At 41.0% G+C, this 26,742-nt stretch carries 22 protein-coding genes and 1 riboswitch; of the genes, 13 read left to right on the top strand and 9 right to left on the bottom strand.

What is annotated here, in order from left to right; genetic code table 11:
• Nucleotides 1-104: 104 nt before the first annotated feature.
• Entirely contained in the window at nt 105-1,298 is a 1,194-nt protein-coding gene (locus DXB58_RS02990; RefSeq protein WP_004300629.1) for a hypothetical protein, read from the bottom strand.
• A 241-nt stretch (nt 1,299-1,539) separates the two neighbouring features.
• Between DXB58_RS02990 and DXB58_RS02985 the strand changes: the two genes are divergently transcribed.
• From DXB58_RS02985 to DXB58_RS02945, 9 genes are all read left to right on the top strand, one after another.
• Nucleotides 1,540-2,229: a response regulator transcription factor gene (locus DXB58_RS02985; protein WP_004300631.1), complete on the top strand. Its 690-nt coding sequence runs from the start codon at nt 1,540-1,542 to the stop codon at nt 2,227-2,229.
• Between the two features lie 27 nt (nt 2,230-2,256).
• A complete protein-coding gene (locus DXB58_RS02980; RefSeq protein WP_122135869.1) occupies nt 2,257-4,038 on the top strand; it encodes a cell wall metabolism sensor histidine kinase WalK in 1,782 nt (593 codons plus the stop codon).
• Nucleotides 4,039-4,194: 156 nt separating this feature from the next.
• A complete protein-coding gene (locus tag DXB58_RS02975) occupies nt 4,195-5,139 on the top strand; it encodes a DUF5106 domain-containing protein (protein ID WP_122135868.1) in 945 nt (314 codons plus the stop codon).
• 676 nt (nt 5,140-5,815) lie between these two features.
• Nucleotides 5,816-6,016, top strand: a riboswitch (cobalamin riboswitch).
• Nucleotides 6,017-6,198: 182 nt separating this feature from the next.
• Entirely contained in the window at nt 6,199-8,241 is a 2,043-nt protein-coding gene (locus DXB58_RS02970) for a TonB-dependent siderophore receptor (RefSeq protein WP_122135867.1), read from the top strand.
• Nucleotides 8,242-8,264: 23 nt separating this feature from the next.
• Entirely contained in the window at nt 8,265-10,238 is a 1,974-nt protein-coding gene (locus DXB58_RS02965) for a YncE family protein (RefSeq protein ID WP_122135866.1), read from the top strand.
• A 36-nt stretch (nt 10,239-10,274) separates the two neighbouring features.
• Nucleotides 10,275-11,060, top strand: coding sequence for a DUF4465 domain-containing protein (locus DXB58_RS02960; protein WP_004300637.1), 786 nt, complete (start codon nt 10,275-10,277; stop codon nt 11,058-11,060).
• A 288-nt stretch (nt 11,061-11,348) separates the two neighbouring features.
• The gene (locus DXB58_RS02955) at nt 11,349-12,722 is read left to right on the top strand and encodes a tryptophanase (RefSeq protein ID WP_122135865.1); all 1,374 of its coding nucleotides are present in this window, start codon (nt 11,349-11,351) and stop codon (nt 12,720-12,722) included.
• 80 nt (nt 12,723-12,802) lie between these two features.
• Nucleotides 12,803-13,105: a GNAT family N-acetyltransferase gene (locus DXB58_RS02950; protein WP_004316210.1), complete on the top strand. Its 303-nt coding sequence runs from the start codon at nt 12,803-12,805 to the stop codon at nt 13,103-13,105.
• Between the two features lie 8 nt (nt 13,106-13,113).
• The gene (locus DXB58_RS02945; RefSeq protein WP_122135864.1) at nt 13,114-13,338 is read left to right on the top strand and encodes a (4Fe-4S)-binding protein; all 225 of its coding nucleotides are present in this window, start codon (nt 13,114-13,116) and stop codon (nt 13,336-13,338) included.
• A 161-nt stretch (nt 13,339-13,499) separates the two neighbouring features.
• Here DXB58_RS02945 and DXB58_RS02940 read toward each other — a convergent pair whose 3' ends face one another.
• From DXB58_RS02940 to mutY, 4 genes are all read right to left on the bottom strand, one after another.
• Nucleotides 13,500-14,132 carry a 4'-phosphopantetheinyl transferase family protein gene (locus DXB58_RS02940; protein WP_117933934.1) on the bottom strand — a complete coding sequence of 211 codons (633 nt, stop codon included), beginning with the start codon at nt 14,130-14,132 and terminating at the stop codon, nt 13,500-13,502.
• On the bottom strand, nt 14,110-15,465 hold the full coding sequence (locus tag DXB58_RS02935; RefSeq protein ID WP_122135863.1) for a gliding motility-associated protein GldE: 1,356 nt from the start codon (nt 15,463-15,465) through the stop codon (nt 14,110-14,112). Before DXB58_RS02935 ends, DXB58_RS02940 begins: the two co-directional genes overlap by 23 nt.
• A 77-nt stretch (nt 15,466-15,542) precedes the next feature.
• Nucleotides 15,543-16,022, bottom strand: a complete 480-nt coding sequence (locus DXB58_RS02930) for a single-stranded DNA-binding protein (protein WP_117934141.1) — start codon at nt 16,020-16,022, stop codon at nt 15,543-15,545.
• 163 nt (nt 16,023-16,185) lie between these two features.
• Nucleotides 16,186-17,220, bottom strand: coding sequence for an A/G-specific adenine glycosylase (gene mutY, locus DXB58_RS02925; protein ID WP_122135862.1), 1,035 nt, complete (start codon nt 17,218-17,220; stop codon nt 16,186-16,188).
• A gap of 211 nt (nt 17,221-17,431) precedes the next feature.
• Between mutY and DXB58_RS02920 the strand changes: the two genes are divergently transcribed.
• Entirely contained in the window at nt 17,432-17,707 is a 276-nt protein-coding gene (locus DXB58_RS02920) for an HU family DNA-binding protein (protein ID WP_004300646.1), read from the top strand.
• A 283-nt stretch (nt 17,708-17,990) separates the two neighbouring features.
• Nucleotides 17,991-19,565, top strand: coding sequence for an Rne/Rng family ribonuclease (locus DXB58_RS02915; RefSeq protein ID WP_099147022.1), 1,575 nt, complete (start codon nt 17,991-17,993; stop codon nt 19,563-19,565).
• A 51-nt stretch (nt 19,566-19,616) separates the two neighbouring features.
• Here the strand turns inward: DXB58_RS02915 and DXB58_RS02910 are convergent, their stop codons facing one another.
• The 4 genes from DXB58_RS02910 to DXB58_RS02895 all read right to left on the bottom strand — a co-directional run bounded on the left by DXB58_RS02910 (nt 19,617) and on the right by DXB58_RS02895 (nt 25,184).
• A complete protein-coding gene (locus tag DXB58_RS02910) occupies nt 19,617-20,159 on the bottom strand; it encodes a GNAT family N-acetyltransferase (protein ID WP_122135861.1) in 543 nt (180 codons plus the stop codon).
• Between the two features lie 7 nt (nt 20,160-20,166).
• Complete coding sequence (locus DXB58_RS02905) at nt 20,167-20,394, bottom strand: hypothetical protein (protein WP_122135860.1); 228 nt, start codon at nt 20,392-20,394, stop codon at nt 20,167-20,169.
• A 422-nt stretch (nt 20,395-20,816) separates the two neighbouring features.
• On the bottom strand, nt 20,817-23,867 hold the full coding sequence (locus DXB58_RS02900; protein WP_147338714.1) for a hypothetical protein: 3,051 nt from the start codon (nt 23,865-23,867) through the stop codon (nt 20,817-20,819).
• 372 nt (nt 23,868-24,239) lie between these two features.
• Nucleotides 24,240-25,184: a site-specific integrase gene (locus tag DXB58_RS02895; protein WP_122135858.1), complete on the bottom strand. Its 945-nt coding sequence runs from the start codon at nt 25,182-25,184 to the stop codon at nt 24,240-24,242.
• Nucleotides 25,185-25,386: 202 nt separating this feature from the next.
• Between DXB58_RS02895 and DXB58_RS02890 the strand changes: the two genes are divergently transcribed.
• Nucleotides 25,387-25,656, top strand: a complete 270-nt coding sequence (locus DXB58_RS02890; RefSeq protein WP_004304199.1) for a DUF4248 domain-containing protein — start codon at nt 25,387-25,389, stop codon at nt 25,654-25,656.
• A gap of 462 nt (nt 25,657-26,118) precedes the next feature.
• Nucleotides 26,119-26,742, top strand: a complete 624-nt coding sequence (locus tag DXB58_RS02885; protein ID WP_122135857.1) for a hypothetical protein — start codon at nt 26,119-26,121, stop codon at nt 26,740-26,742.

Genomic DNA, 26,742 nt, shown 5'->3' with positions numbered 1-26,742 from the left:
TTAAATACGAATTTCAGGCACGGATTACACGGATTTCACGGTTTTTCAGAAAGATAATTACATAAAGCAACAGCGTAATCCGTGTAACCCGTGCCTACAAAACATCATTTCCCTATTGGCTGTATTTTCCTCCGCACATCTTTAGAAATTTCCAGAAACATATAATTCAATTTCCCGGAATGAATACCTTCTTCGTTCTCCTTATACTTCTTATTAGCATATTGCTTCGATTTCTCGAAAGTCAATAGCGACATTTCATTCTGCGACTTACCTACCATTGTGGAGTCCAGCTGTTCATCCGGAAAAAAGTCATCCAGATCGACATCACCAATCATTGTTGTTTCCAGGAAGTTCTTATCTGTATGTGAATTATCGGTATAGTACCCCACAAACATGTGTCCCGGCGTACGTACCAGAATAGGATCGATATTTATAGCCCGAAGCAGTGATGCAAACAGTACGCTACCGTCCACACAATTAATCTGCGAAGATTCCAGTGCATCATCAAACGTACGAACCCGTTGCGAGAAAACAACATTGCTCGAAAGGCTGGTGTTGGAAACAGAACTGTAACGGAATTTACGTTTCTGCAATATATTCCAAAGAGCATACACCTGCTTGTCCACCGCCCCTTTAGCCTTACTCTGATAGCCAAGGAAGCGATTGACAATACGAGTATTCAATGCTTCGCGAAGCAACTGGTCAATCATCGGATTCTCTTCATTGACATAGGCAGCGAAGAAAATACTTGTATCATGGAATTTGGTTCCATTCGATACATACCCCAACAGACATTCATTGATACTGCGCACAGAGAATGTACGCACCCGTTGCCCCAAATCCTTTCCATTCATCTCGACAGTAATAGCCACACTTACCGGTTCTGCCTGCACCTCATTTTTCAGAGCTTCATAGTTCCAGATGATATCAGGATAAATCGTATATTCCGTTCGAGGCTTGTTTAGTACAAATTCCGACACCGAACGGGAGAAAAAAGGCGTTTCAGCCACTTCAATCCGTACCCGGCTATAGGCTGTCTTCGACTTCACCCGAACAGCAATACACGATTTCGGATTCCCCAAATAATTTGAATCCGACGGAACAATCACCTGCGCATCAGTAGTGGCAACAGACAAAATCGCTGAAGGAAATATATTCCCGCCCAGATCATCCACAATCTCAAAACCGGAATTGAATGAAGTATATTTAAACACAGACATACCGCCAAGGAGAATTAACAGTACCACCACAGATCCTATTATTTCCTTCCGATGCCGTTTTAAGTCAATTTTTATCATTGTTTGTAGTTTCTATAATCAAACGTTTCTATTGTATCTCGCTAACAAAGATAACAAATAGTGAGCGGTTTTTCCTCTTACAATCAACAAAAACTTCCATATTCCTCATCAATTCTCGGAATTCCCGGAATGTAACACGATTGTAACGTCTGTTTCATCTGCCCGTAACAAAGTCTCCTCATCTTTGCAAAGGATAAAATAAAAACGTAACTTTGTCATATCACATTAATATATATATCTTATGAACGATTACCGTATTCTAGTTGTCGACGATGAAGAAGACCTCTGTGAGATTCTGAAATTCAATCTTGAAAACGAAGGTTATGAAGTTGATACTGCAAACTCTGCTGAAGAAGCAATGAAGATGGACATCAGCAGCTATCACTTGATTCTCCTCGATGTGATGATGGGAGAAATCTCCGGATTCAAAATGGCGAACATCCTGAAAAAAGACAAGAAAACAGCGAAAGTGCCTATTATCTTTATCACAGCAAAAGATACCGAAAACGATACTGTGACCGGATTCAACCTGGGAGCAGACGATTATATTTCAAAACCTTTCTCGCTGCGTGAAGTCATCGCCCGTGTGAAGGCCGTATTAAGACGCACAGTAACAACGGAAACGGAAAGAGTCCCCGAACGCCTAACTTATCAGTCGCTCGTTATTGACATCACAAAGAAAAAAGTAAGTATCGACGATGAAGAAGTACCATTAACCAAAAAAGAATTTGAGATCTTGCTTCTGCTGGTACAGAATAAGGGACGTGTATTTTCCCGTGAAGACATCCTGGCCCGCATCTGGAGTGACGAAGTGTACGTGCTCGACCGTACCATCGACGTAAACATCACCCGTCTGCGTAAAAAGATTGGGGTATACGGCAAATGCATTGTCACCCGTCTCGGATATGGATACTGTTTCGAAGCTGAATAAATAATTATGCCGAATTAAATAGTTATTATGAACCTGCCTGTAACTCAAAAGCATTTTCTTTCTTTTAGCCGAAAACTTTTCCTTTCGGTTATTTCACTATTCCTGGTATTTGCCATTTGTTTTATTGCGTACCAGTATCAACGTGAACGGGAATATAAAATAGAACTGCTAAACACCAAACTGCAAGATTACAACAGCAGGCTCTACGAACAACTGGAGAATCAACCTCTTGACAGTGAGATCATCAACGGTTATATCAATAACCATATCCTGGAAGACTTGCGTGTAACCCTTATTGATGCTCAAGGAAATGTTGTTTACGACAGCTATCCAAGTCATAATAACCAGATGGAGAACCACCTGAACCGTCCGGAAGTACAGAAAGCCATAAAGCATGGCAACGGATATGATGTACGCCGTACTTCCGAGACAACCGGAGTTCCCTATTTCTATTCGGCCACTCATTATAAAGATTATATTGTCCGTTCGGCTTTACCTTACAATGTCAGCCTCATCAACAACCTGCAAGCAGACCCGCACTATTTATGGTTTACCGTAATCGTGACCTTATTATTAATGATTATCTTCTACAAATTCACCAACAAACTGGGGACTTCCATCAGTCAGCTCCGTGAATTTGCGATGCGCGCTGACCGGAACGAGCCTATCGAAATGGCTATGCAATCCGCTTTCCCGCACAACGAACTGGGAGAAATATCACAGCATATCATTCAAATCTACAAACGACTGCACGAAACCAAAGAAGCTCTCTACATCGAGCGTGAAAAGTTAATTACCCACCTTCAAATCTCACACGAAGGACTAGGTATATTTACTAAAGACAAAAAAGAGATTCTTGTCAATAATCTTTTCACCCAATACAGCAACCTGATTTCAGACTCCAACCTGGAAACAACAGAAGAAGTCTTTGCCATCAGCGAACTGCAAGAGATTATTCATTTTATCAATAAGAACCAGCAAGAACGTTCGAGAGGAAAAGGTGAAAAACGAATGTCTGTCACCATCAATAAGAATGGACGGACATTTATCGTAGAATGTATCATCTTCCAGGATGCCAGCTTCGAGATTTCCATCAACGACGTTACCCAAGAAGAAGAGCAAGTAAGACTTAAACGCCAACTGACCCAGAATATCGCCCATGAGTTGAAAACTCCCGTCAGCAGTATCCAAGGGTATTTGGAAACCATTGTCAGCAATGAAAATATTCCACGCGAGAAGATCAACGTATTCCTCGAACGTTGTTATGCACAAAGTAACCGTTTAAGTCGGTTATTACGCGACATCTCCGTACTCACCCGCATGGATGAAGCCGCCAGCATGATCGACATGGAACGGGTAGACATCAGTGTGTTGGTAGGTAACATCATCAACGAAGTATCGTTGGAGCTTGACGAAAAGCATATTACAGTCGTCAACTCCTTAAAGAAGAGTATACAAATCAAAGGAAATTACTCACTACTATATTCCATCTTCCGTAATCTAATGGATAATGCCATTGCATACGCCGGAAGTAATATCCAGATCAATATCAACTGTTTCCGTGAAGATGAGAATTTCTACTATTTCAGCTTTGCCGACACAGGTATTGGAGTATCTCCCGAACATCTGAATCGTCTCTTCGAACGTTTCTACCGGGTAGACAAAGGTCGTTCACGGAAAGTAGGTGGAACAGGACTGGGATTAGCTATTGTGAAGAACGCCGTCATCATCCATGGTGGTAACATCTCCGCCAAGAACAATCAGGGAGGCGGACTGGAATTTGTATTTACATTGGCAAAGGAGAAGTAAAATCAAGAGTTATCCTGCAAAACTTGTCTAATCAAAAAACGAACAGAAAAGAACGCAGCAAAATAAAAGGAAGAAAAATTCTTTGAATAAAGTAGAAAGGGCATTATCTTTGCCACCAATGTAATCTACATAAGTTCAATGTAATAATTGTTAGTTATGAAAACAAACATCTATATTCTTCCAGCTATATGCATCCTTTGCCTTTGTGCCTGCAAAAGTGGCAACGCTTCCAGTCTGAACAAAAATGATGTAATACAAGACACCATTAAAACCTTTACATTGCCTGCCATCCCCCCAATGATGACAGCCCCTGAACAACGGGCAGACTTTCTGGTGAAACATTATTGGGATAACGTCAACTTCGCCGACACCAATTACATCCACCACCCCGAAGTGACCGAACAAGCTTGGGCGGATTATTGTGACATACTGAATCACGTTCCGTTGGAAACTGCACAAGAAGCCATGCGGAAAACAATCGAACAAACGAATGTAGACAAAAAAGTATTTACCTACATCACCGACCTGGCGGATAAATACTTATACGACCCCAACTCCCCCATGCGTAACGAAGAATTCTATATTCCCGTATTAGACGCCATGTTAGCTTCTCCCTTGTTAGAGGAAATAGAAAAAGTACGTCCTAAAGCCCGCCGGGAATTAGCACAGAAAAACCGTATCGGAACCAAAGCCCTGAACTTCAGCTACACATTAGCTTCCGGCGCACAAGGCTCCCTCTATCAACAGCAAGCCGACTATATCCTCCTATTCATCAACAACCCCGGTTGTCATGCCTGCACAGAAACGATAGATGCCCTGAAAAACGCACCTATCATCAACCGACTTTTGGGACAAAAGAAACTAACAGTCCTCTCCATCTACCCTGACGAAGAGTTGGACGAATGGAGAAAACACCTGAATGAATTCCCCAAAGAATGGATCAACGGATACGACAAGAAATTTTCCATCAAAGAACAACAACTATATGATTTGAAGGCTATTCCTACCCTCTACCTTTTAAACAAGGAAAAGATCGTGCTCCTAAAAGACGCCACCGCACAAGCTATCGAAGAATACCTAACTAATGTTGGATTAGAGTAAAAACGGTACAGAAATGAACTAATTCATTTCTGCACTGATTGCAATTATTCCCTTTATGTGCTATAATTATTCCGGAGTTATACTAAATATAATCACTCCGGATACATATATTTATTCGTCGGACTATAGTCCGACGCAAAGTTGACTATAGTCTTTCTTTCGAAGCACTATAGTCCAACGAAAGGTAGACTATAGTTCGACGAATTAATATATGCATATAGAGATATTATTTTCTACAGAATTGGAATGTAAATTTAGTACTTGAATTCCTTGTCTAAAACATTTGATTCATATCGGTGCAGTAAGGAACAAAATAGGTGGATATCGCTGCATCCACCTATAAAAAACTACCAATTATGTTTCAATAAATCTGTTTCATACGTCCAACGTTGGACATAGACAAGGATACTTTTTAAAAGCTAATCTTATATCAAACAAATAAAAAAAGGCGGGCAACTCAATACCCGCCTCTAAAATCCGCTAATTTGGTAAATTTTGTAATAAGTGGCAGTCTCATTTACAAAAATACAAAAAATATCGAAGAAAACAAGTAAGAAGCAACAAATAATCGGTCCTTGCACGGCTCCTCCAATCTCGTTCTTTTTGGTTCTTTTTCTTTCGTATCAAGACAAAAGAAAAAGAACATCCCCCAACTTGGAAAAAACAAATAAACTCCCTATCTTTGTCGCGCATTGGTTTGCGACTCCCATGCGGGGGAAGCAATTAAAAGGGAATCAGGTGTAAATCCTGAACAGTCCCGCTGCTGTAAGTTCCATGCATGTTACAAGCAATTCACTCATTGCCACTGGAGACTAATCTGGGAAGGCGTTTGTAACAGGAATAAGTCAGAAGACCTACCATGCAATTATGTTTCACTGCTTTCGAGGAAAAAGCGTTGAGTCTAATGAACCGGACAAGTCGTCTATCATTTCATTCATCACTCTAATTCAGAGAAAGTGTGTTAAAACGAATAAACTCTGCCAAGTTTATTTATGCGTGTCCGGTCGAAGGGATTTCGCCCGGACACTTTTAAATAGCAACAGACAGAAAAAGAACTAAATGAAAGAGAGAACATTTAAGAAAATGATCTTTGCAGTATTCTGCTGCCAATTCTTATCCATACCACTTTTTGCACAACAGCAAAAGGTAGATACGACACATACATATTCTATTCCTGAAGTAACTGTATCAGATATCTATCAGACTCGCGAAGTACGTTCTACCGCTCCCCTGCAAGTATTCTCCAAAGACGCTCTGAAAAACCTGCACGCCCTGCAAGTATCCGACGCAGTGAAACACTTTGCCGGAGTGACCGTAAAAGACTACGGAGGTATTGGCGGACTAAAAACTGTATCCATACGAAGCCTGGGAGCACAACATACCGCTGTTGGCTATGACGGAATAGCCCTAACCGATTGCCAAACGGGACAAATCGACATCGGGCGTTTCTCACTCGATAACGTAGACAGACTTTCTCTAAACAACGGACAAAGCGATAACATCTTCCAACCTGCCCGCTTCTTTGCGTCAGCAGGCATCTTGAATATCCAGACACTTACCCCACAGTTCACAAAAGACAAAAAGACCAACATAGCAGGAGCTTTCAAAACAGGTTCCTGGGGATTAGTCAATCCCTCCCTCCTGCTGGAACAACAATTCAATAAAACATGGAGCATGTCAGTCAATGGCGAATGGATGTCTTCTGACGGACATTATCCATATACACTGCGCTATGGAAGTGCAGAAGGAGATCTGTCCTCACGTGAGAAACGGAAGAATACAGACGTACAGACATTCCGTGCTGAAGCCGGACTTTACGGTAACTTCTCCGATAAAGAACAATGGCGGTTGAAAGCCTATTACTTCCAGTCCTCCCGGGGACTACCCAAAGCTACCACTTTCTACAACGACCATTCTACCCAACACCTGTGGGATAAAAACACTTTCATACAAAGTCAATACAAGAAAGAATTCAGCCAACAATGGGTATTCCAAACCTCTGCCAAGTGGAATTGGAGCTATCAACGTTACCTGGACCCCGACACAAAGAACTCATTAAAGAAAACAGAAAACAGCTACTACCAGCAAGAATATTACCTTTCCGCTTCTGTACTATACAGACTGTTGAGCAACCTCTCATTCTCTCTTTCCACAGACGGAAGTATCAATACCATGAATGCCGATCTAAACAACTTTGTACATCCCACGCGCTATTCATGGCTAACGGCATTCGCCGGCAAATACGTGAATGACTGGTTAACAATCTCCGCATCCGCATTGGCAACTGTTATCAATGAAGATGTAAAGAAAGGCGGCAGCGCCGGCAATCACCGTAAACTAACCCCTTATGTAAGTGCCGCATTCAAACCTTTTCATAATGAAGAATTCCGTGTACGCTTCTTCTATAAAGACATTTTCCGCCTGGCAAGTTTCAACGACTTATATTACGAAGAAGTAGGAAACACACAACTAAAGCCGGAAAAAGCCAAACAATACAATATCGGACTGACATACAGCAAGAATGTATGCCCGTTCCTACCCTATTTGTCAGCAACCGTCGACGCTTATTATAATAAGGTAACAGATAAAATCATCGCTTACCCTACCAAGAACCTTGCAGTATGGAGCATGAAAAACCTGGGACAGGTTGACATCAAAGGCATTGATGTTACAGGAAGCCTCTCCCTCCAACCTTGGGAAAAAATCCGCATCAACCTCTCGGGTAACTATACATACCAACGAGCATTAGACGTTACCCCACCCGATCCAAATACGTATGAATCAACATACAAACACCAGATAGCCTACACTCCCCGCGTCTCCGCTTCGGGGCAGGCAGGTATCGAAACACCATGGATCAACCTGTCTTACTCATTCCTATTTTCAGGAAAGCGTTATGCGTTGGGACAAAACATTGCCGAAAACAGATTAGATAGTTATAGCGATCACAGTATTTCTGCAAGCCGTGATTTCCTGATAAGAAAAATCACCACCTCTTTCAGCTTGGAAGTACTGAACCTGATGGACAAGAATTACGAGATTGTGAAATACTTCCCAATGCCCGGACGATCTGTAAGAGCAACAATAAAAATAAGATATTAAATATTATAAAATAAGATATTGACGTGAAAAGGAAATTAATATATATATTCTGGTGCTGGCTGTCATCGATCTTGTTATTCATGGCATGTGATGACATGGAAGACAAACCTTTCACATCAGGCATTATGGGTGATCCGACAGAAACGGGTACCGCTGAATTATATGTATTATGTGAAGGGCTGTTCAATCAGAATAACAGCTCATTGGCACGTTTCTCTTTCGGTAATCAACAAATGGTTCGTGATTACTTCAAAGCAGTCAACCACCGGGGATTAGGAGATACAGCCAACGATATGGCTATTTACGGAAGCAAGGTATATGTCGTAGTCAACATCTCCAGTACAGTAGAAGTGATAGATTTTCGTACAGGAACCTCATTGAAACAAATTCAGATGCAGGCAGAAAATGGGAGTTCCCGCCAACCACGCTATATCGCTTTTCATAAAGAAAAAGCATACGTATGTTCCTATGACGGAACCGTTGCGCGTATAGACACAACTTCCCTCTCCATAGATGCCATCACATCAGTGGGACGTAACCCTGACGGCATTTGTGTACAAAACGAAAAGCTATATATTTCCAATTCCGGCGGATTGGATTATTCATCAAGGCTGGGTGTAGATAATACAGTATCCGTTGTCGATATTGCCACATTCAAAGAAAGTAGCAAAATTATAGTAGGCCCGAATCCCGGTAAAATAATAGCAGGTCCGGATGAAACCGTCTATGTAGCCACCCGTGGCGAAGATATAGAAGCCGGAGATTATAATTTCGTCAAGATAGACTGCCGGACAAACAAAGTCACTCAATCTAACGAGAAAGTGCAAAACTTCGCCATCGACGGAGATATAGCCTATCTATACAATTACAACTATACCACACAAACTTCTTCTATCAAGATGTTCAATCTGAAAACAGAAGAAACAATCCGTGAGAATTTCATAACCGATGGAACTGTGATAAAGACACCTTACGGTATCAATATCAACCCTTACAGCAACAATGTATATATCACCGAAGCACGCGATTACACCACTTACGGCGACTTACTTTGTTTCAACCAACAAGGACAACTCATGTTCCGCCTGAACAACATCGGACTTAACCCGAATACCATCGCATTCAGTGACAAAGCCTCACAAAGCAATATTGACGATAATGACGATGACACGGAAAACCCTCTAGCTTTCGCCAATAAAGTATGGGAATACCGTCCTGCTCCCGGACAATTTATCAATACTACCACATCAGCATACAAGGATGGATTTACCTACGATGAAATATTGGAAGAAGCAACCCGCAGAATCCAGCAAAAATCGCTTATTACATTAGGAGGATTCGGTGGCTACATTGTTTTAGGATTCCCACAGCCCATTCCGAATGTAACGGGAGAATATGATTTCAAGGTAAGAGGTAATGCTTACTACAATTCCAAAACCGGAACAGGAAAACTAGGAGGAAGTGCCGAACCGGGAATTGTATTCGTATCCAAAGATGCAAACGGCAATGGAAAACCTGATGACGAATGGTATGAACTGAAAGGCAGCGAATACGGGAAAGATACAGAAACCCGAGGATATGAAATAACTTATTACCGCCCGAACCCAGCCAACCAAAATGTTTTCTGGAAGGACAATAAAGAAAACGAAGGATATATTCTCCGCAACAGTTACCATAATCAGGAATCCTATTATCCACTTTGGGTAGAAGATGATGAAATCACATTCCAGGGAACACGCCTAAAAGATAATGCTGTCTTGGAAAATGGATTATGGGTAGGATATTGTTATCCATGGGGATATGCAGACAACCATCCCAACACCAAGGAAGGTAGTAATTTCAAGATAGATTGGGCTGTGGACAGTAACGGTACACCAGCCGACTTGGATCAAATAGATTTCGTTAAGATTATGACTGCAGTTAACCAAGACGCAGGACAAATGGGTGAAATATCAACCGAAGTCACAACCGTTGAAAACTTACATTTCAAAAAATAATCAACAATTTATTAATAACTAAAATTAGAAAAGAACATGAAAAAATTATCCTTATTATTACTATTATCAGTATTTATATTTTGTGGCTGTAGCGATGATGACGATACAAAAACATACATACTTAGCTTGCCTAATTACGAAACTCATACACTCGACATGGGCGATCAAGAAAATCCGGATGATTCATGGTCAGTAAGTAGTGAGTGGGGAACAACTAACTATAAATACAATCTGTTAACTGACGCAAGTGGAATCTTTGAATTTGACTGTGTATCTTCAACATACGGTTTCTATTCAGATAGCTTTGCATTTACGAATTGTACAGTAGAAGATTGTCCAGACTTCGCAAGCTATGATTATCGCGCTATCACCAAAAAAGGGGTAATCAATAATACATACGTTATCGTTGGAGCTGCCGGATATAAAATCGGAAAGAATTCTGATAAAGAAGCCGCAATACGATTCAGAGATCACGACAACCCTAATGAACTGGAAGACTATAGAGTAAAAGGACTATATGTAACAAACAGTGTCTATGCTTATAGCAGTATGAAAGAAGGAACTGGATATTATGGTGAAGAAGAAATATTCGGAAGCAACGACTCATTCAAACTTACTATCTACAATTATGATAAAACAATGCACGTAGATTGTTATTTGGCAGAAGGAACCAATCTCCTCGATCAATGGAAATGGGTAGATCTAACTTCATTGGGAGAAACGAAAGGACTAAAATTCTCATTAACATCTACCAAAAAGAATGAATACGGTCCATTGACACCGACCTACTTCTGTCTTGACGGTATCACTATTGAAGACTAAATAGCCACTGCTCGATTGACCTCAACCGATTATATATTTATTTTTAATCAGCCTATTGATTACCAATAATCAAACTTATAATCATACTCAATCGAATGCATAATTTTAAAGAGCCGGATATCCTTTTAAGGGATCCGGCTCTCTTTATATCTTCTTACCACAAATTGATATATCACTAGCCTACGGAGAAATAATTCCATCAGCCACAACTTACAAAAAGTCATCATATATTTGTTAATCACACAGATTTTAGCTACATTCGTCGATCTAAACTATAAATCTACAACAATGGAATTACCTTTTGCTGAATCATGGAAAATCAAGATGGTAGAACCCATCCGGAAAAGCACACGTGAAGAGCGTGAGCAATGGATTAAAGAAGCACATTATAATGTCTTTCAACTCAAATCAGAACAAGTTTATATAGATCTCATCACAGACTCCGGAACCGGAGCGATGAGTGACCGCCAATGGGCGGGAATGATGCTAGGTGATGAAAGCTATGCCGGAGCAACCTCATTCTTCAAATTGAAAGAGATGATTACGAAACTAACAGGATTTGAATACATCATACCAACCCATCAGGGACGTGCCGCTGAAAATGTTCTTTTCTCTTATTTGGTACATGAAGGAGACATTGTGCCCGGCAACTCACATTTTGACACCACCAAAGGGCACATCGAGGGACGTCATGCCATCGCATTAGACTGCACCATTGATGCAGCCAAACAAACCCAACTAGAAATACCGTTTAAAGGAAATGTAGACCCTGATAAATTACAGAAAGCCCTCACAGAATACGCTGAACGGATTCCTTTTATCATCGTCACCATCACCAACAATACAGCCGGAGGACAACCCGTCTCCATGCAAAACCTGTACGAAGTACGTGCCATCGCCGACAAATATGGCAAACCCGTACTTTTCGACTCTGCACGTTTTGCCGAGAATGCCTACTTCATCAAAATGCGCGAAGAAGGTTACCGAGACAAAACTATCAAAGAAATCACACGGGAAATGTTCTCTCTTGCCGATGGCATGACAATGAGCGCCAAGAAAGACGGAATCGTCAATATGGGCGGATTTATTGCCACGCGGCGTGCAAACTGGTATGAAGGTGCAAAAGGCTTCTGTGTACAATACGAAGGCTATCTTACCTACGGAGGCATGAACGGACGGGATATGAACGCCCTCGCCATCGGACTGGACGAAAACACCGAATTCGACAACCTCGAAACCCGTATCAAACAAGTGGAATACCTGGCAAAGAAACTGGATGAATACGGAATCCCTTACCAACGCCCAGCCGGAGGACACGCCATCTTCATTGACGCGCCTAAAGTGCTGACACATGTTCCTCAAGAAGAATTCCCGGCGCAGACGCTAACCGTAGAGCTCTACCTGGAAGCCGGTATCCGTGGATGCGAAATCGGTTATATCCTTGCTGACCGTGATCCGGTGACCCATGAAAATCGCTTTAACGGCCTTGACCTACTCCGCCTCGCAATCCCCCGCAGAGTATATACCAACAATCACATGAATGTAATAGCTGCCGCCCTCAAAAATGTATATGAACGCAGAGAAAGCATCACTCATGGAGTACGTATCGCCTGGGAAGCTCCCTTAATGAGACACTTCACAGTTCAATTGGAAAGATTATAAACTTGGAGAATATTTGTTCGCGTAAAACAAAAGTGTTCCCCAAGTGTTTATATTATAATCGAACTTAATACGTAAAAATTATGGCAGAAGATTATAAATTAATAGACAACGAAGAAAAACATCGGTATGAGTTTCAGATCGATGGCAAAATAGCTGAAATAGACTATATCAAATCAAACAATGGAGAAATATACCTTGTACACACCGAAGTACCCGCTTCATTAGGCGGCAAGGGAGTAGGCTCACAACTTGCAGAAAAAGCATTGACAGACATCGAGCGACAAGGTCTACGCCTGGTACCGCTTTGCCCGTTTGTAGCCGGATATATTCACAAACATCCGGAATGGAAGCGAATTGTAATGCGTGGTATTCATATTAAATAAATACATATATGGGAAAAAAAATTGAATATACCAATGGTGAACTGACCATTGTATGGCAGCCTGAATTATGTCAGCATGCCGGAATATGTGTAAAGATGCTACCTAATGTTTATCATCCCAAAGAAAGACCCTGGGTACAAATCGAAAATGCGACAACAGAAGAATTAATTGCACAAATCAGCAAATGTCCGTCAGGAGCATTGAGCTATCGACTTAATAAAAAAGAGAAATAACCCAATAGTGAAAGACTTCGCCCGAAAGGCTTTGAATTCATAAAAATGAGATTGCTTCAAAATAAAAAAATGAGGCAGTCTCATTTTTCATTTTAGAAAGACACGACATTCGGACCATGATAACACACCGAGAAAAGAGCTTCACATACTTCTTCGTCCGTTCAATTCAATGTCCACGTCAATACAAAGTCCGGACAAATACGATAACCGACAGAATAAAGTTCTTGCTGCTCCGTAGCCAACTCCTGAACCTGAAACGTCCCCTCCCCTTGAGGAATAAAATGCGTCAGCCGGAGTTTACGAAGATCCGCATCCGCATTTTCCATCCGCTTGAAAACAGCTTCCTTTGCCGACCAATACAATAGCAGCCCCCAGGTTATATCCCCCTGATAAGATTCTACTTGCTCGTCAGGACGGACATAGCGGTCGGATACCTTGTGAACCCGTTGGGCATATTGCTCAATGTCAATGCCTACCGGAACCGAAGAAGCAAGCATCACTGCCACATAACCTTTCGTATGAGAAATACTGATAAAAGAAGAATGATCTGTGAGATAAGGTTTCCCCTCGGGAGAATAACCAATTTCCTTGTCTTCCTGCAACATGGAATACAACAGAACACGAACCGACAACCATTCCATCTTACGACGTTCGGAGACAAAGCGATTCAATTCCTGCTCACAGAAAGCTCTTCGCGCACCGGGCAAAAGAAGCAATAAAGCATCCAAAGACTCTTCCATCTTCCAAACAGCCCACTGTATGCCATTTGTCTTATACTGCAGAAACAACGCCATCTTCCATTTCCTTCGGCAGAATTGTAAACTTAACTTTCAATATACGGCGACTATCCATCTCGAGCACTTCAAACTCATAATTGTGATACGTCACTTTCTCATGCAGCGCCGGGAATTCACCTTTAATTTCGAGCAACATACCTGCCAATGTATCTGCATCTCCCACCACCTTTTCAAATTCGTCTTCGTCTACTTTTGCAATCTTATAGAAATCCGTCAATTGCGTTTTCGCTTCAAATATCCAGGTATGGTCATTCAAGACAACGTATGTACGCTCTTCATCATCGTATTCGTCGTGAATCTCACCTACAATCTCTTCGATAATATCCTCCATCGTTACCAGTCCGGAAGTTCCTCCAAACTCATCCACAACAATAGCAATATGAATCTTATTCGCTTGGAAGTCACGCAGCAAATCATCAATCATCTTCGTCTCCGGCACAAAATAAGCCGGACGAATCAATGACTGCCAACGGAAATTATCCCCCTTATTGACATGAGGCAGAAGGTCTTTAATATACAGCACCCCTTTGATATTGTCCCGTGAACCGGAATAGATAGGAATACGTGAATAAGCATTTTCAATGATACATTGCATCACCTCCTTGAAAGACGTACGAATATCCAAATCGACCATATCCAGGCGTGATGTCATCACCTCCTTCACGGTTTCCCCACCGAAACGGATAATTCCCTCCAGAATATTATTCTCTTCAGAAAGCTCCGCTTTATCCGTCAGTTCCAACGCGTGCGACAGTTCATCCACAGAAATATTGTGACTCTTCTTCACAAAATGCTTATTCAGAAAAGTTGTCGAACGCACAAGCACAGTAGCTATCGGACGGAATACCTTTTCCAGAAAGTAAATTCCCGGTGCCGAAAAACGGCAAAAGGCCAATGTTTTCTGTGCCGAATAGATCTTAGGCATAATTTCACCGAACAACAACAGGAGGAAAGTCAGGATGACGGTCAGTATCAGGAACTCTGCCAACGGAGAATGGAAAACAAACACATTCATAAAGAAGAAATTGCAGAGCATGATAATGGTCACATTCACAAAATTGTTCGTAATCAAGATCGTTGCCAAGAGGCGTTCTGAATCACCCAGCAGGGCACTTATTTTTTCATCGGAAGGATGATTGTGTTCATCAATATCATTCCGGTCGGAAGGAGTAAGTGAGAAAAAAGCTATTTCGGAAGCCGAAGCAAAGCCGGAAGCAAGCAGGAGCACACCTGCCAGCGCTATGGCAATAATAGCAGAGATAGAAGGAGTGTTTACGGTAATACCGTTGAAAATGTCAGCCAATTGGCTTAAATAACCATCTGAGTCCAAAGAGTTTATATTTTAGTTAAACAAAAGATAATGTGCCAATGAGTTAGAAAAAATCGATTGGCACACTATCACATTATTTAGAACGGCAAATCATCTGCCGGATTATCTTGTACAGGTTGCGCCTGCGACTGCTGCGTTTGTTGCGGCTGGCCGGCAACCGGTTGTTGCTGCTGTCCCATAGCAGGCTGTCCGGAAGCAGAAGCTCCCGCACCCGGATTGGCTCCTTTCGGAGACAACATTTCCATATTATCCACATAAATTTCGGTGATATAGCGCATAGCACCCGACTGATCGCTGTAAGAACGCGTTCTTATCTTCCCTTCCAGATACAGTTTGTCACCTTTGTGCACATATTTATCTACAATCTCCGCCAAACGGTTAGATGCAACGATATTATGCCACTCTGTTCTTTCGGGAATCTGGGTTCCATTAGCCAACGTATATCCACGATCCGTCGTAGCCAATGGGAAAGTTGCCACTGCCGAACCTGTATCGAAGTATTTCACCCGAGGATCTTGTCCTACATTTCCTATCAATATCACTCTATTTACTGACATATCTGTATCAAGTTTATGATTCTTAAAATTAAATCTGCTGCCAAAATTAAACAGAATAACAATAGGATGCAAGAATTTTAAGTATTAAAGTTTTAAGTATTAGGTATTAATCAAGTATTAGGCTGTGCCATAAACTAGATGGTTAATACTTAATACCTAATACTTAATACTTGATTAAGTTTTGCACCAACTTTGAAATAGCGTACCGTTCCAGTTCCTCTACTTTTATTCTCTGGAAATTACCGAAAGAAGTCAAATTTTCAGATAATGTTACTTCATACAGATTAGCATAAATCACCCGGTGAGACAACACATGCTTCACTTCCCTGCAAACAGAACGCACCACCGGCACTTCCCCCGACGCAAAGAATGCACGGAATTCCGGCAAAGCAAGAAACTCTTCCTCCGAAAGAGCTGTCGGAGTCTCTATCAATGGCAATTCGAACAGATTCTTCCAAATATCATTTCCTGTTCGTTTATTTATAAAGGTATACGCGCCCGCACGTACATAAATATAATTAAAGTAACGGTTGGTAGTCTTTGTCTTATGCTGTTTCACCGGAAGCTTTGTCACTACCCCCTTTGAAAGCGCCGAGCAACCGCCTGCCAACGGACAGAACAAACAGTTGGGCGACTGCGGAGTACACTGAATCGCTCCGAAATCCATTATCCCCTGATTGTAAACAGCCGGATGCTTCTTATCCAACATCTCATCTGCCAATGCTGCAAAGAGTTTTTTTCCTTCCGTCGAATCAATCGGAGTATCTATACCGAAATAACGCGAAAGTACCCGATACACATTGCCATCCACCACCGCATAAGGCATGCCGTAAGCAAACGAACAGATAGCTGCCGCCGTGTACTCTCCCACTCCTTTCAGAGCCAGCACTTCCGGATAGGTTTTCGGGAAAACACCATTCATGCTTTTAGCGGCAGCATGAAGATTGCGGGCACGCGAATAATATCCCAATCCCTGCCAATACTTCATCACCTCATCCTCATCCGCAGCAGCCAAAGTCTGTACATCGGGAAAACGCTTGATAAAACGAAGAAAATAATCATACCCCTGCGCCACTCTAGTCTGTTGAAGAATAATCTCCGAAATCCAGATCAAATACGGATCGGCAGACTCCCTCCAAGGCAATTCACGTTTATTCTCTTCATACCACTCTACAATCGTTTTCGTAAACTCGTTCATATCCTCGTTCCTAATGTATTATCTAACATTTATCTTGTATATCCTACCCAAAAGGCACACAAAAGTAACTCTTTTAGCTCTAAGAAAACCCTATGCCACTATTTTTTTAGAAAAATGTGCAGAATATATTTTTTTAGGAGCTTAAAAAGCTATATATTTGCAGTCCAAAAAATTAGCAATAACATAGTAATAATATTTTTTTTAAGGAAAAATGACTAAAGCAGATATTGTAAACGAGATTACAAAGAAAACTGGGATTGATAAGCAGACAGTTCTTACAACAGTTGAGGCATTTATGGATGCAGTAAAAGATTCACTGTCTAACGATGAGAACGTATACCTGCGTGGGTTTGGTAGTTTCGTAGTAAAGAAAAGAGCACAGAAAACTGCTCGTAACATTTCTAAAAACACTACGATCATTATTCCGGAGCACAATATTCCGGCTTTCAAACCGGCTAAGACATTTACAATTTCAGTAAAGAAATAATAAACAAGAGTATTAACCCATAAAATGTGAAGCTATGCCAAGCGGAAAAAAGAAAAAAAGACATAAAATGTCTACGCACAAGCGTAAAAAAAGACTAAGAAAGAACAGACATAAAAGCAAAAAATAATTTTTAAGTCTGGATCACACAGAAATAAAGAACAAACTTGCGAAGCTAATGTCTTTCAAGTTTGTTCTTTGTTTAAGTAGCTAACCCAAAATGAACAATTTGTAAAAAAAGTTGTTCATATAAATGAGATTCAATCAATAATAAGGAAACAAAACAGTGACAAGTGAACTAGTAGTTGACGTACAGCCCAAAGAGGTCTCCATCGCCCTTCTCGAAGATAAGAGCCTGGTGGAACTTCAAAGCGAAGGAAGAAATATTTCTTTCTCTGTGGGCAATATGTATTTGGGACGTATCAAGAAATTGATGCCCGGACTAAATGCATGCTTTGTAGACGTCGGTTACGAGAAAGACGCTTTCCTTCATTATTTAGACTTGGGTCCTCAATTTAACTCACTCGAAAAGTTTGTAAAGCAGACTTTAAGCGACAAAAAGAAGCTGACCTCCATCAGCAAAGCAACCCTGCTTCCCGACCTTGACAAGGATGGAACTGTATCCAACACCCTCAAAGTAGGACAAGAAGTAGTGGTGCAAATCGTTAAGGAACCGATCTCCACTAAGGGACCGCGACTGACGTCCGAAATTTCATTTGCCGGACGCTATCTCGTACTGATCCCTTTCAATGATAAGGTTTCTGTTTCACAAAAAATTAAATCGAGCGAAGAGCGCGCCCGCCTTAAACAACTGCTGATGAGTATCAAGCCTAAAAACTTTGGTGTCATTGTCCGCACGGTAGCCGAAGGCAAACGCGTAGCCGAACTCGACGGAGAGCTTAAAGTCTTGGTTAAGCATTGGGAAGATGCGATGGTAAAAGTACAAAAAGCCACCAAGTACCCGACGTTGATTTATGAAGAAACCAGCCGCGCCGTAGGTTTGTTGCGCGACCTCTTCAACCCATCATTTGAGAATATTCACGTCAACGACGAGGCTGTGTACAATGAAATTAGGGATTACGTATCACTGATTGCGCCCGACCGGGCTAATATCGTGAAACTGTACAAAGGCCAACTTCCCATTTACGACAATTTCGGTATCACCAAGCAGATTAAATCATCGTTTGGTAAAACAGTCTCTTACAAGAGTGGTGCCTATCTGATTATTGAGCACACTGAGGCGCTTCACGTAGTAGACGTGAACAGCGGTAACCGCACCAAGAATGCCAACGGGCAGGAAGGTAACGCACTCGAAGTAAATCTGGGAGCCGCCGACGAGCTGGCCCGCCAACTGCGATTAAGAGACATGGGTGGTATCATTGTCGTCGACTTCATCGATATGAATGAAGCCGAAAACCGTCAAAAGCTTTATGAACGAATGTGTGCCAATATGCAGAAAGACAGGGCACGGCATAATATTCTGCCGCTTAGCAAATTTGGGCTAATGCAGATTACACGCCAACGTGTGCGTCCGGCAATGGACGTCAACACGACCGAAATCTGTCCTACTTGCTTCGGCAAAGGCACTATCAAATCGTCCATTCTCTTTACGGACACTTTGGAGAGTAAAATTGATTACCTGGTCAATAAACTGAAGGTTAAGAAATTCTCGTTACACGTCCATCCGTATGTTGCCGCCTACATCAATCAGGGACTCGTTTCCCTGAAACGGAAGTGGCAAATGAAATATGGATTCGGTATTAAGATTATTCCAAGTCAGAAACTCGCATTCCTGCAATATGTGTTCTATGATACACATGGAGAGGAAATCGATATGAAGGAAGAAATCGAAATCAAATAGACAGAAAAGGCGGCTTGTTAGGTACGGGTCGCCTTTTTGTTTGATTATTGTCTATTCTTCTTTCAAATCATAATACAACAAACGAGTATGTTTATCATCATCATTTGGAAGCAGTAGACTAAAATTATTTTTCTCATAAAATGGAATAGCGTTTAAATATGCATCCACAGTAATGAAACGACATCCAGTTTTATTGTTCTCGATAAAATAGTCTTTTATAAAATCCATCAATACTGTACCGATACCTGTACCAGAATAAGCAATATCAACAGCAAAACGGCATATTTTCACAGCGGGATAACTTTTCAAACGCTTATCATTAACAAAACGATGCTTACGAAACCTATTAAATTCTGTCTTATTCTCAAAATCCCCTAACGAAACACGATCATTAGCCAAACTGAAATATGCTATTATTCTATCATCAACTTTAGCGATGTAAGACACTGCCAGTAATGCCTCCCGATAAAACGGAGCCTCATGCAAAATAAAATCGTTCAAGTCGGCATCACCGCAATTGAACGATTCTTCTATTTTTTCACCTTCTTCCATCCGACTAATGCGGAATTTAGAAAAGTCTATTTGTACACCCATTATCCAATTATTTAAAATTAGTTGCCGCTTTCATAACGAGCTCATAATTTTTGCGTCTACGTTCCCGCTCCTCTTTCGACACTTTACGTGGATTTTTCATCTTTTCTTCAAACCGACGAGCATCCTCTCCAAACAATATTGGGGTTTCTCTTATTGGTCTTGCCATCTTATTCCCTCCTTTCATTAATTGTAGATACAAAGGTAACACAATTTCTCCTCTATAGCAAATCATCATACATTTTCTTCTTCAGGAAGGATATGTCGATATTTTCATGGTGGTATGTGAGGAAGTAAAATAACAAGAATGGATATTAGGAAATTATCGTGCGATAATCTACAACTAAGATTTCTTCTTAAAGATTAAAAAGCCCAGACTTTCGCAAGCCCGGGCTTTCTGTATTCTCTCAAAGCATCTCCTTAATCTATAGGGAAATGGGGTACTAGTATTAAAGATTTTAGCATACTAGCATAATGTAAAGAGATACATTCAGAGTAAAGATAAAAGGGATGCCAGTGGGAAATTAGGGCGGCATCCCTTTCTAAAAGAAGTACAGATAGGGAAAGATTGACTTTCACAAGCTAATGCCTTCCATCTGTTGCTTCTCGGCATATTCTTCACCATAATGGTGAAGAAGGGTTTATCTTCAATCTCTATTATTATTTTGCACCTGCCTTAAAGGTTACCGTAAACTCTGTTGCATCACCAACTACAGCTCCCCATTTAGAAGTTGCTTGCAATTTAATCTTAGCAACAAGATCAGTACCGATAATTTCTTGTCCGGCAGTTGTAGTATTCAGTTTTACTTTATTATTAGTAAGAGTAAAATACTTGTCAAATTCTGCTTTATTACTAGGTACAAACTTAAGAGATAGACCATACATACTAAGAGCTTTTGCTGGAGTCATACCAGTACCAAAATGTTCAATAGCATTAGTCGCGTTAACTTCAAGCGTCGGCCACATTATAAAGCCTCTCTTGTCTTTCCAAACGAAGTTCTTAGCTGCTGGTTGACCTGCTGCTGGAATTGCAGGATTGAAAGCGGTAGACAAATCTATCTGATCATTTTTTTTGTCTGTTTCTACAGCTCTCTTATCAGGAAGAATCAATGTACCATTCAAGTCTGCTACAGGAATAAGAATATTCACTGTACTCTTATCAGCAGGGAATATTTCGACCTTATTAGATTTTGCAGAGAATTTCACTGAAATCGGATTTGGTTTACCTTCTTTCAGATAAGAATAGCTAACAGTACCGGCAGCAATGCTATATGTATAAGCATTATCAGTGGACATAGTTCCTGTAGTAGTCGGAGTTATTGTAGATCCCAATTCAAGTTCTCCAGCACTCTTCTTACTATTGAGCCACTCAAAAACAGTAGCATCATAAGCCTGTGTCAACTTTCTACTCAATGTTACTGTAGTTGGCTTATCATCATTATCCAACTTCATAAGCATCATTTCGTTACCAGGATTACTATTCAATGAATTCCAGTTCCAAGTATTGAAATCACCAGTCACAGTAGCAGTTACTGTAATAGCGACATTCACTGTTACGGTTTTGTTATTCAGCGTCAAAGCTATAGACAAGTTTTCAGCACCTGTTGTCACATAATCTGCCGGTACTACAATTTTAACGGCACTACTTTCTAGTTTCATGTAAGGTTTATCAGCACTTTGTGCAGGGTTAGCCACAGCAGTAGCACCTGTCAAGGCAGTTGCAGGTGTTGTTCCGTCACCAAGTGCTGCCAAGATTGCAGTCAGACCTTTCAACTCACCAGCATTGAGAGTAGCAGGAGCAACAGGATCAACAACGAGCGTATATGTCTTTTCACCAGTATTCCATTTCAAATCAGAGAATGCCAAGTTCACATCGCTACCCTTAGTTGCAAGAGTTACTGTAGCATAATCAGTACCTGTAATTGTTACAGTAGTTGGAGTACTACCATATTTTATTGTCACAGTAGGTTTAACACTACACTTGTTACCTTTTGCTGCTGCCTCCTTAGCAGACAATACACCGGCTTTACATTCGAAATTGTCCGGAGTAGCACCACCAGCAGTAGAACTATTTATTGCAAACGCCACATCAAATTGAGCCAGGTTAATGCCCAATTCATTCGGAGTCTTATCCTCTGTAACAGTAGCATTCTGCTTATCAGCTGCAACTTTAATTACATAAGCTCCATTTGCTTTATAATCAATAGTAGAGCTTTTGCCATCAGCTTCTCTTATAATACTAGTAGGTGCATTTCCCTCTTTCCAACTATATTCTACACCACGAATATAACTTATTGTTTTAGTAATAGCCAGATAATCAGAAGATATATCAGACAATTCTTTCTTTTCATCTTTGCCTTTCACAGTCAAAGCTACAGCATAACCATTAACACCGGTAGCAAAAGCATTTGCTTTAAGAGTTACTTCAATCAAATTGGAGTCATCACCGGGAGCTTTTGTTATCCCAGCAACAGTAAAGATACTAGCCGAACGAGTTAACGCCTGTGCATCTGCTGTAATCTCATACTTGCTGTTTGCTTTTATCAGTTCTTCTATTACTGAAGCCGGAGATACACGGAATTTTACTTTTCTCTCAAGAGTATTACCCATTTCAGCCCAAGTAGCAGAAGAAGGAGAAGTAACCGGATAAGAAGATGCTATATACAATGATGTAAATTCTACAGTTCTGTCTGCTGATTCCGGCACATACACGATGCTCTGAATCATACCTTTGATAGCGTCGATTTCTTTCTGAAGAGCATCTTGCATCTTCTTCAATTCGCTATCTGTTGCTTTCAACTCATCAGCAATAATGCTCTGCACCTTTTTAGTCAGAGAATTATCACCAGTGGGTGCAAGCAATGCAGCCAAGTCGTTCTTTGTATCATTAATTTGCTTGATAATGGCATCATAGTCTGCATATTTACCGTCTCCGGCGCCAACATAAGCATCAATAGCTTCCAGCAATTCGTCCAACTTGCCAAAGTTAGTTGCTACAGCATCACGGTCTTTATATATATCATTATATATGATAGTAATGATAGTCTCCAACGATTGTTCTGTACCGAACGGGAATTTGACAGTCTTAACCGTTGTGGCGATCTGTGACTTGATAGTTTCCGATACATACGTAGCTAACTCGCTCGGCGTACCCTCTGTACTGAAAACATCTCTTATCTGTTGGTTTACCAACTTTACCAAACCCGTCTCTTCATAACCGGCTAGTGACCCGTTTGCTGCAAATTGTTTTTCTGCAGTAATCAAATGATCCAATGTTGATTTAGCAGTTTCGAGGGCAGTAATCTTATCTTTCAGTCCTTTAATATAATCATCCCCTCCCAAAGCCTTTTTCAAAGCGGCCAAATCATTTTGAGCTGTAGCCAGTTGACCAGCCAAATCTTTTGCATTCTCGCCTACCGCATTTTTCAAAGCTTCCTGCAAATCAGCAATCTGCTGTGTCAACGAAGTTTCAGACGAAGGATCATTCACCAGTTTTTCCAGTTTAGCCAATTGATCTTTCAATTCCTTGCTCGCCTTATCAACAGCTGCATTCATGTCTTCCGTGCTTACAGGACTAGCAGATGTGATCTTATCAACCTGCTCCTGCAAGCCTTTAATGTCATCATCATAATCCTTACAGCTCGTTACTGCTGTACTGACTGTAAGCGTCAATGCCCCAAAAAGCATTACCCTAACAAATTTTTTCTTCATAACTACTTAAAAATTACATTAATAATATATTATTAAACACTAAGTTTCAATAATAGCCGCCCGTTACTTCGTAGGTAACGGATAAACCTTTGTACCTGCTCTTTTGGAGTAGTCAATACTGAAAAATAAGACGATAAGCAATGAAACATTTTTACCCCTGCTTCTGAAAGGCAGTAGAGGGAGGGAAATCTTTTGCAAAATTTAGAAGTTAACAAAGTCCTAATACAAAGAATCCGTGTGTTTTATTTGTTTAATTCCTCTTTTGAGTAGTTTATTAGAAAAAATGTATGATTTCGTTTGGTTGTTTTAAGAAATATGCTCATATTTGCACCGATATTTCAACCCGTTACCTACGAAGTAACAGAGTAAGAATCAAGCACTTGCACCCATCACCGAGCGTTTTACAAAGTCGAGCACCTGTTTATTTGCTTCATCAATTTTCTTACTTCGAAAAGGTTTCAAATAAGTTTCCGTTACAGTGATAGACGAATGTCCCATTGCTTCGGAAATAATGCCCGGATGAATTTCGCAATAATACGCAGTGGTCGCCCAAGTATGACGTGCGGTATATGAGCTCAACCGGTCTTTGAGTCCCAGCAGCTTTCCCACCAGTTCCAACTGATAGTTAAAATTGCGCAGAGCCAGTTGATATTCCTTATACGCCATTGGCGAACCTTCGTCACTGTGAAGAATCGGGAATAAATAGGGAGACTGCTCCTCGCGACTCATATACTTCCGTAAAAGAAACATTGCTTCCGAGGTCAACGTCACCGACAGCGGACGCCCCGTTTTACGACGACGATAACTAATCACATTCCCCCGGAGATCACTCTTACGCAAATAAGCCAAATCGACAAAAGGCAGCCCCCGGAGCAAGAACATAAGAATGAACAACTCCTGCGCACTCCTCATGGCAGGAGTAACCGCATCCGACTGCAACAGACGGGCAAATACCTTCTTCATATCCTCCGCATCCAATGCCCGACGACGGTCCGCCCGCGTACCTGTATATACGGAGCGAAACAAATGCGGCACATAAGGCGCTTTCCGAAGATCGACAGCACGATTGTAAACCGCGCGCAACGTGCGAAGATACGTAGACACCGTGTTCCAGCTACACCCACGAGCACGAAGGCTACCCTCAAAATGCTTCAACCACTCCGGAGTTATTTCCCGGAACGACAAACAACCGGAACCCTGAAAAGTAAGAATCGCATTCAAACTACTTCTATATACATGAGCAGTCCCTAAATTCCCACTCTGCTGCAAATCAACAGCCACTTGCTTCATAAACGAAGTAAAACTTTCCTTTTTCATTAAAAAATAATTTAATAATTAATATTTACTAATCTCACAATTTACTTTAGTAAAATACGAAAATATATATACAAAGATTTACATATATAAAATTATAATATTAAAAACTGAAATATTCACATTATCTATCAAATTTATTTTCATACATTTGCGCAGTTTTTTAAACAAATAATCATTTTAATTACTAAAAAACAACAAAGTTATGAACAACAATGAACCAGCTGCCGAACACTACAGCATCAATGGATTCAAGTATTTCTCCGAGTTGGCGAAAGAATATTTTCCAGATCTGGCAAACGCCTCTTCCGCCAGCAAAAAAATGCGCAAACGCATCAAAGCAGACAAGACGTTGAACGAACAACTGGCTGCCGCGTATTACACCTGTCAAACAATCGACATCAGTCCCGAAATGCAACTAATCCTTTACCGCCATTGGGGACCTCCCCACATCGACCTGCCGACAAACGTTTAATTACGTAGTAGAAAACGAAAACATCGACAAGGAATAAAAGGAAAATCGAACTATATATTTTTAAATATATCATTTATCTTTTTATTGTTTATTATGTATTCCACTTTGCGTTCACCACTTTTTTCAGAAAAGAAGATAACTATCATTTATACAGCTATTTACCGAAAGAAAAAAGCGTTCCACAAAGCGTTCGGCAAAATGACCGTTTTTTTCATTCCAAACAGAGCCTCCGAATCCCCCTAACGAAGGCTCTGTTTATCTCCGGCAGAAGCTCTATCAAACACAAACGGAGCATCTGTTTCATCTCCCGATCCTCTCTTCACTTCATGAAAGAAAACAAAAAACACAACAACTTACGTACCACAGCTATTCTTCTTCGTCCACACCCGTCCACAAACAGACACACCCCTTGCAAACCGCACGGGAATAGCGTACTTTTACAGAAAATTTAAATAACACTCAATGAAAAATTTCAATTTTCAAGCCATGCTGAAACATGGTTTTCTCATTATCCCTAAAGCCTTACTACAGCAGCAGATAGAAGACCGGCACATGCAAGAAGGAGAAATAGAAGCTCTCCTGAAAATTCTGATGAAAGTCAATTATTCGGATACACTCTACAACGACCGCCAAAATAAAAACTGCCTGTGTAAAAGAGGCGAAAGCCTGTTTAGTTATCGCGACTGGAGCCACATCTTCCACTGGTCTGTCGGAAAAGCCTTCAGGTTCATACACGAGCTTGCCACGCTGGGGATTATAGAAATCATCTCTCACCCCAACAATTCCTCCCTGCATATTCGTGTCGTCGAATACGATAAATGGATGGGAGTTCCCGATAGCGACAAGCAGAAAAAGAAAGTCGTCAACGAACAGTTTCACCTGTTCTGGAATGAATTCCACAGCATCACGCAGCTCCCCAAAGAGAATATCGCCAAAGCACAACGCGAATGGAAAAAGTTGAGCGACAAGGAACAACAACTCGCCATCGACAGGATAGAGGAATATTATTTCCACCAAACGAACATCAATTTCCTTCTCCATGCCGCCAGCTATTTATCCAACAAAGCTTTTCTTAACGAATACTGA

It is taken from the genome of Bacteroides sp. OM05-10AA (assembly GCF_003439055.1).
Lineage (GTDB): Bacteria > Bacteroidota > Bacteroidia > Bacteroidales > Bacteroidaceae > Bacteroides > Bacteroides intestinigallinarum.
This window is presented reverse-complemented; position numbering and strand designations above follow the sequence as displayed.

Bases quoted from the DNA above. Each gene is read 5' to 3' on its own strand.
- DXB58_RS02985 (WP_004300631.1), top strand. From the start codon at position 1,540: ATGAACGATTACCGTATTCTAGTTGTCGACGATGAAGAAGACCTCTGT.
- DXB58_RS02890 (WP_004304199.1), top strand. From the start codon at position 25,387: ATGAACAACAATGAACCAGCTGCCGAACACTACAGCATCAATGGATTC.
- DXB58_RS02960 (WP_004300637.1), top strand. From the start codon at position 10,275: ATGAAAAAATTATCCTTATTATTACTATTATCAGTATTTATATTTTGT.
- DXB58_RS02980 (WP_122135869.1), top strand. From the start codon at position 2,257: ATGAACCTGCCTGTAACTCAAAAGCATTTTCTTTCTTTTAGCCGAAAA.
- DXB58_RS02990 (WP_004300629.1), bottom strand. From the start codon at position 1,298: ATGATAAAAATTGACTTAAAACGGCATCGGAAGGAAATAATAGGATCT.
- DXB58_RS02920 (WP_004300646.1), top strand. From the start codon at position 17,432: ATGACTAAAGCAGATATTGTAAACGAGATTACAAAGAAAACTGGGATT.
- DXB58_RS02910 (WP_122135861.1), bottom strand. From the start codon at position 20,159: ATGGGTGTACAAATAGACTTTTCTAAATTCCGCATTAGTCGGATGGAA.
- DXB58_RS02885 (WP_122135857.1), top strand. From the start codon at position 26,119: ATGAAAAATTTCAATTTTCAAGCCATGCTGAAACATGGTTTTCTCATT.
- DXB58_RS02970 (WP_122135867.1), top strand. From the start codon at position 6,199: ATGAAAGAGAGAACATTTAAGAAAATGATCTTTGCAGTATTCTGCTGC.
- DXB58_RS02955 (WP_122135865.1), top strand. From the start codon at position 11,349: ATGGAATTACCTTTTGCTGAATCATGGAAAATCAAGATGGTAGAACCC.
- DXB58_RS02895 (WP_122135858.1), bottom strand. From the start codon at position 25,184: ATGAAAAAGGAAAGTTTTACTTCGTTTATGAAGCAAGTGGCTGTTGAT.
- DXB58_RS02950 (WP_004316210.1), top strand. From the start codon at position 12,803: ATGGCAGAAGATTATAAATTAATAGACAACGAAGAAAAACATCGGTAT.
- DXB58_RS02975 (WP_122135868.1), top strand. From the start codon at position 4,195: ATGAAAACAAACATCTATATTCTTCCAGCTATATGCATCCTTTGCCTT.
- mutY (WP_122135862.1), bottom strand. From the start codon at position 17,220: ATGAACGAGTTTACGAAAACGATTGTAGAGTGGTATGAAGAGAATAAA.
- DXB58_RS02900 (WP_147338714.1), bottom strand. From the start codon at position 23,867: ATGAAGAAAAAATTTGTTAGGGTAATGCTTTTTGGGGCATTGACGCTT.
- DXB58_RS02930 (WP_117934141.1), bottom strand. From the start codon at position 16,022: ATGTCAGTAAATAGAGTGATATTGATAGGAAATGTAGGACAAGATCCT.
- DXB58_RS02905 (WP_122135860.1), bottom strand. From the start codon at position 20,394: ATGATGATTTGCTATAGAGGAGAAATTGTGTTACCTTTGTATCTACAA.
- DXB58_RS02945 (WP_122135864.1), top strand. From the start codon at position 13,114: ATGGGAAAAAAAATTGAATATACCAATGGTGAACTGACCATTGTATGG.
- DXB58_RS02940 (WP_117933934.1), bottom strand. From the start codon at position 14,132: ATGGCGTTGTTTCTGCAGTATAAGACAAATGGCATACAGTGGGCTGTT.